At 73.3% G+C, this 6036-nt stretch carries 4 protein-coding genes and 1 pseudogene; 2 read left to right on the top strand and 3 right to left on the bottom strand.

Features of this window, described 5'->3' with window-relative positions; all coding sequences use genetic code 11:
* Positions 1 to 1171, top strand: a 1171-nt coding sequence (gene yicI, locus B7L92_RS36880; RefSeq protein ID WP_081241506.1) for an alpha-xylosidase, incomplete at its 5' end; no start/stop codon positions are given.
* 36 nt (positions 1172 to 1207) lie between these two features.
* On the opposite strand, the gene ppk2 is transcribed toward yicI, so the two are convergent.
* Entirely contained in the window at positions 1208 to 2218 is a 1011-nt protein-coding gene (gene ppk2 / locus B7L92_RS36875) for a polyphosphate kinase 2 (protein ID WP_081241504.1), read from the bottom strand.
* 195 nt (positions 2219 to 2413) lie between these two features.
* Between ppk2 and B7L92_RS36870 the strand changes: the two genes are divergently transcribed.
* Positions 2414 to 3208, top strand: a complete 795-nt coding sequence (locus tag B7L92_RS36870) for an SDR family NAD(P)-dependent oxidoreductase (RefSeq protein WP_081241503.1) — start codon at positions 2414 to 2416, stop codon at positions 3206 to 3208.
* A 340-nt stretch (positions 3209 to 3548) separates the two neighbouring features.
* On the opposite strand, the pseudogene B7L92_RS36865 reads toward B7L92_RS36870, so the two are convergent.
* Positions 3549 to 4366: pseudogene (locus B7L92_RS36865) on the bottom strand (SAM-dependent methyltransferase).
* A gap of 87 nt (positions 4367 to 4453) precedes the next feature.
* On the bottom strand, positions 4454 to 5830 hold the full coding sequence (locus tag B7L92_RS36860) for an APC family permease (RefSeq protein WP_081241505.1): 1377 nt from the start codon (positions 5828 to 5830) through the stop codon (positions 4454 to 4456).
* Positions 5831 to 6036: the final 206 nt, after the last annotated feature.

Genomic DNA, 6036 nt, shown 5'->3' with positions numbered 1-6036 from the left:
GCGGCGGCCGGACGGCGACGTGTGGCAGTGGGACCTGTGGCAGGCCGGCATGGGTCTGGTCGACTTCACCAGTCCCGACGCCCGCGCCTGGTTCCAGTCGAAGCTCAAGCCCCTCCTCGACCAGGGCGTCGACAGCTTCAAGACGGACTTCGGCGAGCGCATCCCCACCGATGTCGTCTGGCACGACGGCTCCGACCCCGAGCGGATGCACAACTACTACACCCACCTGTACAACCGCACGGTGTTCGAACTGCTGGAGAAGGAGCGCGGGCAGGGTGAGGCCGTGCTCTTCGCCCGGTCCGCGACCGCGGGCGGACAGCAGTACCCCGTGCACTGGGGCGGCGACTGCTGGTCGTCCTTCGAGGCGATGGCCGAGTCCCTGCGGGGCGGGCTGTCCCTGTCCCTGAGCGGGTTCGCCTTCTGGAGCCACGACATCGGCGGTTTCGAGGGCACGCCCGACCCCGCGGTGTTCAAGCGCTGGCTCGCCTTCGGCCTGCTGTCCTCCCACAGCCGGCTGCACGGCTCCTCGTCCTACCGGGTGCCGTGGGAGTTCGGCGACGGGGCGGTCGAGGTCGCCCGGCGGTTCACCCTGCTCAAGCACCGCCTCATGCCGTACCTGTACGGCGCCGCCGCCGAGGCCCACCGCACGGGCGTCCCGGTGATGCGGCCCATGGTGCTGGAGTTCCCGGAGGACCCCGCGTGCCGGCCCCTCGACCGCCAGTACATGCTGGGCCCCGACCTCCTCGTGGCACCGGTGTTCACCGAGGACGGCGAGGTGGAGGTCTACCTGCCGGAGGGCACCTGGACGCACCTGCTCAGCGGCGAACGGGCCACCGGCACGCGGTGGCGCACCGAACGGCACGGCTTCGACAGCCTCCCGCTCTACGTCCGCGAGGGCGCCGTGCTGCCGCTGGCCGGCGACGACGCACGGCCCGACGGCGACTGGCTGGACGCGCCGGTCCTGCTCGTGCATCCCCCGGCCGCGCCCGACTACGCGGCCGAGGTCACCGTGCCGGACAGGGCGGGGCTGCCGGCCGCGACGTTCCACGTCCGGCGGGACGGCGACGTCCTGCGGGTCACGGCGTCCGGGACCGACCGCCCGTTCACGGTGCGCGTCGCCGGCGGGGCGCAGGCCGGGGGCGCGGGCGAGGTGGCACTGCCCTTAAGGTGACCGGGTGAGCGGGTGGGCGGATGAGCGGCCCGGTGGTCACTCCGTGTCCGGGTGGCTGCCCGGGCCGTGTCCGGGGCCCGCCAGGGGGGTCGGTGAGAGGGCCGCGGGTTCCTCACCGGCCTCCAGCAGGGTGTCCGCCGCGCCCACGATCAGCGGGTCCGGTTTGCCCAGCGCACCGTGGTCCTTCGCCGGATAGTCGCAGCGGTCGAGGAGGCTGCGCATGGCCTCGAGCCGGCCCCGGCGCTTGTCGTTGTTCTTCACGACCGTCCACGGCGCGTGGGGGGTGTCGGTCGCGCGGAACATCTCGACCTTGGCCTGGGTGTAGTCGTCCCAGCGGTCGAGCGAGGACAGGTCCATGGGGGACAGCTTCCAGCGCCGCACCGGATCGACCTGGCGGATCGCGAACCGGGTCCGCTGCTCGGCCCGGGACACGGAGAACCAGAACTTCACCAGCATGATGCCGTCGTCGGTGAGCAGCCGCTCGAACATCGGGGCCTGCTCGAGGAACTGGCGGTACTGGTGGTCCGTGCAGAAGCCCATGACCCGCTCGACGCCGGCGCGGTTGTACCAGGAGCGGTCGAAGAAGACGATCTCGCCCCGGGCCGGCAGGTGGGCCACGTAGCGCTGGAAGTACCACTGCCCCGCCTCCCGCTCGGTCGGCTTCTCCAGGGCCACCACGCGGGCGCCACGGGGGTTCAGGCGTTCCGTGAACCGCTGGATGGTGCCGCCCTTGCCGGCCGCGTCCCGCCCCTCGCAGATCACCACGATCCGCTGACCGGTGTCCTTCACCCACCGCTGCATCTTCAGCAGCTCGATCTGCAGGATCCGCTTCGTCCGTTCGTACTCCGACCGGCGGACCTTGCGGTCGTAGGGGTGGTTCTCCCGCCAGGTCTCGATGGGGGTGCCGTCGGCGCCGAGCAGGACGGGCCGCTCCGGGCGCCGGTCGTCCACCTCCAGTCCGTGGAGCAGGTCGTCGCCGGTCGTGCCGGCCCGGACCTCCTCGGCCTCCGCCCGGTTCTCCGTCGCGTCCGCATGCTCGGCCGTCACGTCGTCTCCCGTTTCCTCGCCCTCTCCGGGTGGCCCGCACGGGCCGGCCCCGCCGACCCCCGTGCGCATGCCCGGAATGCGCTACGAAAAGCGTATGCCTTCCGACGGTTCGAGGCGTCCCGTCCGGGAACCGGGGAGACGGGCGCCCCGGGCCGGTGGCGCGCGGGCTGAGCGAAGGCAGGGAGGACGCACGACGTGCAGATCGATCTGAAGGGCCGCACGGCACTGGTCACCGGTTCCACCCAGGGCATCGGCGCGGCGATCGCCACCGGGCTCGCGCGGGCGGGTGCCCGGGTCGCGGTCAACGGGCGCTCCGCCGACCGCGTACGGGCCGGTGCCGACCGGCTCGCGCGGGAGGTGCCCGGCGCCGACGTGGTGCCGGTCGCCGCGGACGTGACGACCCGGGCGGGCGCCGAGCAGGTGGCCGAGGCCCTGCCGCAGGTGGACGTCCTCGTCAACAACCTCGGCGTCTTCGGCACGGCCGACCCCCTGGAGATCACCGACGAGGAGTGGCGGCGCTACTTCGAGGTGAACGTACTGGCCGCCGTCCGGCTGACCCGGCTCTTCCTGCCGGGCATGACCGAGCGCGGATGGGGGCGTGTCCAGTACATCGCCAGCGACTCCGCGATCGTCACCCCCGCCGAGATGATCCATTACGGGATGTCCAAGACGGCACTGCTCGCCGTGGGCCGCGGGTTCGCCAAACAGGCCGCGGGCATCGGCGTCACGGTGAACTCGGTCATCGCGGGACCCACCCACACCGGAGGCGTGGAGGACTTCGTCTACGAGCTGGTGGACCGCGATCTCCCCTGGGACGAGGCGCAGCGCGTCTTCATGCGCACGCACCGTCCCCAGTCCCTGCTGCAGCGGCTGATCGAGCCCGAGGAGATCGCCCACATGGTCGTCTACCTCAGCTCCGACCAGGCCTCCGCGACGACCGGTGGGGCCCTGCGCGTGGACGGCGGTTACGTCGACGCGATCCTTCCCTGACCCCGCGGCCGCCCGGACGGCGCAGGGTACGCGGGAAGGCGACGCCCAAGGCGCCGGCCGTGCCGCAGCACATCCGCTGGCCGGTCCGGGCGCAGGCCCTCCGTACCGCCGGCCTCGTCTCCCGCGCCGCTTCCCTCCGGCGCGCGGGCGCCGCCGCTTCCCGTGACGGCCCCGGTGGCCGGCGCGCGGCGTCCCGGGCCCCGCCCCGCGGCGCTCCGCGGTCCTGGAGGGTGTCCACGGCAGGGACGGCGGCGACGTGTGCGAGGACGGTTCCGGAGACGGCCGGGCCGGCGCGCGCCCCGGGCCCCCCGCACGAGGCGTGCGCGGGCCGCGCGGGCCCTCAGCGCAGCCGGGCGACGCCGGCGTGGACGCCGCTGTCCTCGGGCGACGGTGCCGGAGGCGTCCGGAACCACTCCGCTGCCGTCACCAGGCCGGGTTCGACCAGGTCCAGGCCGTCGAAGAAGCGGGCGACCTCCTCGCGGGTGCGGAAACCGAGGCGGATGCCGGCCCTGGCGTACTCGGCGGTGACCTGCTGCGCCGGCTCCGCGTGGAGATCGGACGCGGCGTGCGACAGCACCAGGTGGCTGCCGGACGGGAGCGCGGCGAACAGCTCGCCGACGATGCCGAAGGGGTCCTGGTCGTCGGGGACGAAGTGCAGGAGCGCGATCAGGGACAGCGCGATCGGGCGGTCGAAGTCGAGCACGCCCCGTGCGTGCTCGATGATCTCGCCGGGCCGGCGCACATCGGCCTGGACGTAGTCGGTGGTTCCCTCGGGGCCGCTGATCAGCAGGGTTTCGGCGTGCCGCAGCACGATCGGGTCGTTGTCGGTGTAGACGACCTTCGCGGTGGGGACGACGTCCTGCACGATCCGGTGCAGGTTCGGTTCCGTGGGGATGCCCGTGCCGATTTCGGTTCCGTGGGGATGCCCGTGCCGATGTCGAGGAACTGGTCGGCGCCCCGGCCCGCGAGCCAGGCCGCCGCCCGGTTCATGAACTGACGGTTCTGCCGGGCGGCGTCGCGTGCCTGCGGCGGCAGCTTCTCGCCCACGGCCTCGTCCACCGGGTGGTTGTCCTTGCCGCCCAGGAGCCAGTCGTAGACCCGCGCGGAATGCGCCTTGCCGGTGTCGATCCGCGGGGGCTCGGGGGTGCTGACCGGCATGAAGGACTCCGTCCCACGGATGGACCGCGCCTGGTCCATGCGTGGACCAGGCATGGGGCGCGCCTGGTCCACGCATGCTGACGATCGTCAGTCTCGCATACCAACTCGAGCCTGTTCGGAGGGAGTTGGATCGGCATCGGCATTCCTGCCGCGCTTGGCGGCGGCGACCGCGGCGAGGACCGTTCCGACCGCGAGCACCAGAAGCCCGCGCAGCCACACCCCGGCCTCGACCTGGGTGGCCAGCAGGACGCAGGACGCGGCGCCCAGCACCGGGAGCACGGTGGGGACCCGGAAGTGTCCGGCCTCGCCCGGGTCCCGGCGGAGGACCAGTACGGCGGTGTTGACGACGAGGAACACCACCAGGAGCAGCAGGACGAGGCTGGACGCCAGGGTGGCGACGTCGCCCGTCAGCGCCAGCAGTGCGGCGAGCGCGGTGGTGACCGCGATGGCCGCCCACGGGGTCCGGCGGCCGGGCAGCACCTTCGTCAGCACGGACGGCAGCAGGCCGTCACGGGCCATGCCGTAAGCGAGGCGGGAGGACATGATGCCGGTGAGCAGCGCGCCGTTGGCCACGGCGACCAGGGCGACGGCGCCGAAGAGCCACGTGGGCACGCCGCCCGCCTCCTTCACGACCTCGAGCAGCGGCCCGCTGGACTCGGCCAGCCGTCCGGTGGGGACCGCCGCCGAGGCGGCGACGCCGACCAGGACGTAGACGGCGCCCGCCGTGGCGAGGGCGCCGAACAGGGCGCGCGGGTAGGAACGCCGGGGGTCGCGGGTCTCCTCCGCGACGTTCACGGAGGTCTCGAAACCGACGAAGGAGTAGTACGCCAGCACGGATCCGCTCAGGACGGCGGCGGCCGCGCCCTTTTCCGGCGTGCCGAGCTGGATGAGCCTCCCCGGGTCCCCGTCGCCCCGCAGCAGCAGCCACGCGCCGAGGGCGACGACGACGAGCAGGCCGCCGACCTCGACGACCGTGGCGACGACGTTGGCCCGGGTGGACTCCTTGATGCCCCGGGCGTTGACCAGGGCGAGTCCGGCCAGGAAGAGGACCGCGACGAGGCCGACGGGCAGGGTGACGAAGACGGAGAGGTAGTCGCCGCCGAAGCCGCGGGCCAGTGCCGCGACCGAGACGATCCCGGCGGCGAGCATGCAGAACCCGGCGACGAATCCCACGAACGGGCCGAAGGCCCTGGTGGCGTAGTGGGACGCCCCGCCGGCCCTCGGGTACTTCGTCGCCAGTTCGGCGTAGGAGGCCGCGGTGAGCAGCGCCAGCAGCAGGGCCGCGAGGAGCGGCACCCAGACGGCTCCGCCGGCGTCGGCGGCGACCTGGCCCACCAGGACGTACACCCCGGCACCGAGGACGTCGCCGAGGATGAAGAAGTACAGCAGGGGGGTGGTCAGGGTGCGCTTGAGGGCGAGGCCGCCCGGGGCGCCCGCCGACGGGTGTTCCTTGATGTTCGACACGTCGCCCCGTGTTTCCCGGATCGCGGGCGTCACATCCGGGACTCCGCCCGGCTCGGCGAGGTCCTGGAGCTGCCGCACGAGGGCGCCGAGGTCACCGTCCGGCCGTCCGCTCCGGCCTCGGCCGGCGTTGGACGGTCACGGACAGGACGGACCGATCGACCGGGCCTCGGAGCGAGAGCGGCACCCGGCACCCGGCCTTGACCCCC

The sequence above is a fragment of the Streptomyces viridosporus genome (assembly GCF_002078235.1).
GTDB classification, from domain to species: domain Bacteria; phylum Actinomycetota; class Actinomycetes; order Streptomycetales; family Streptomycetaceae; genus Streptomyces; species Streptomyces viridosporus.
Note: the sequence above shows the minus strand (reverse complement) of the source record. Positions and strands in the feature narration are given on the sequence as shown.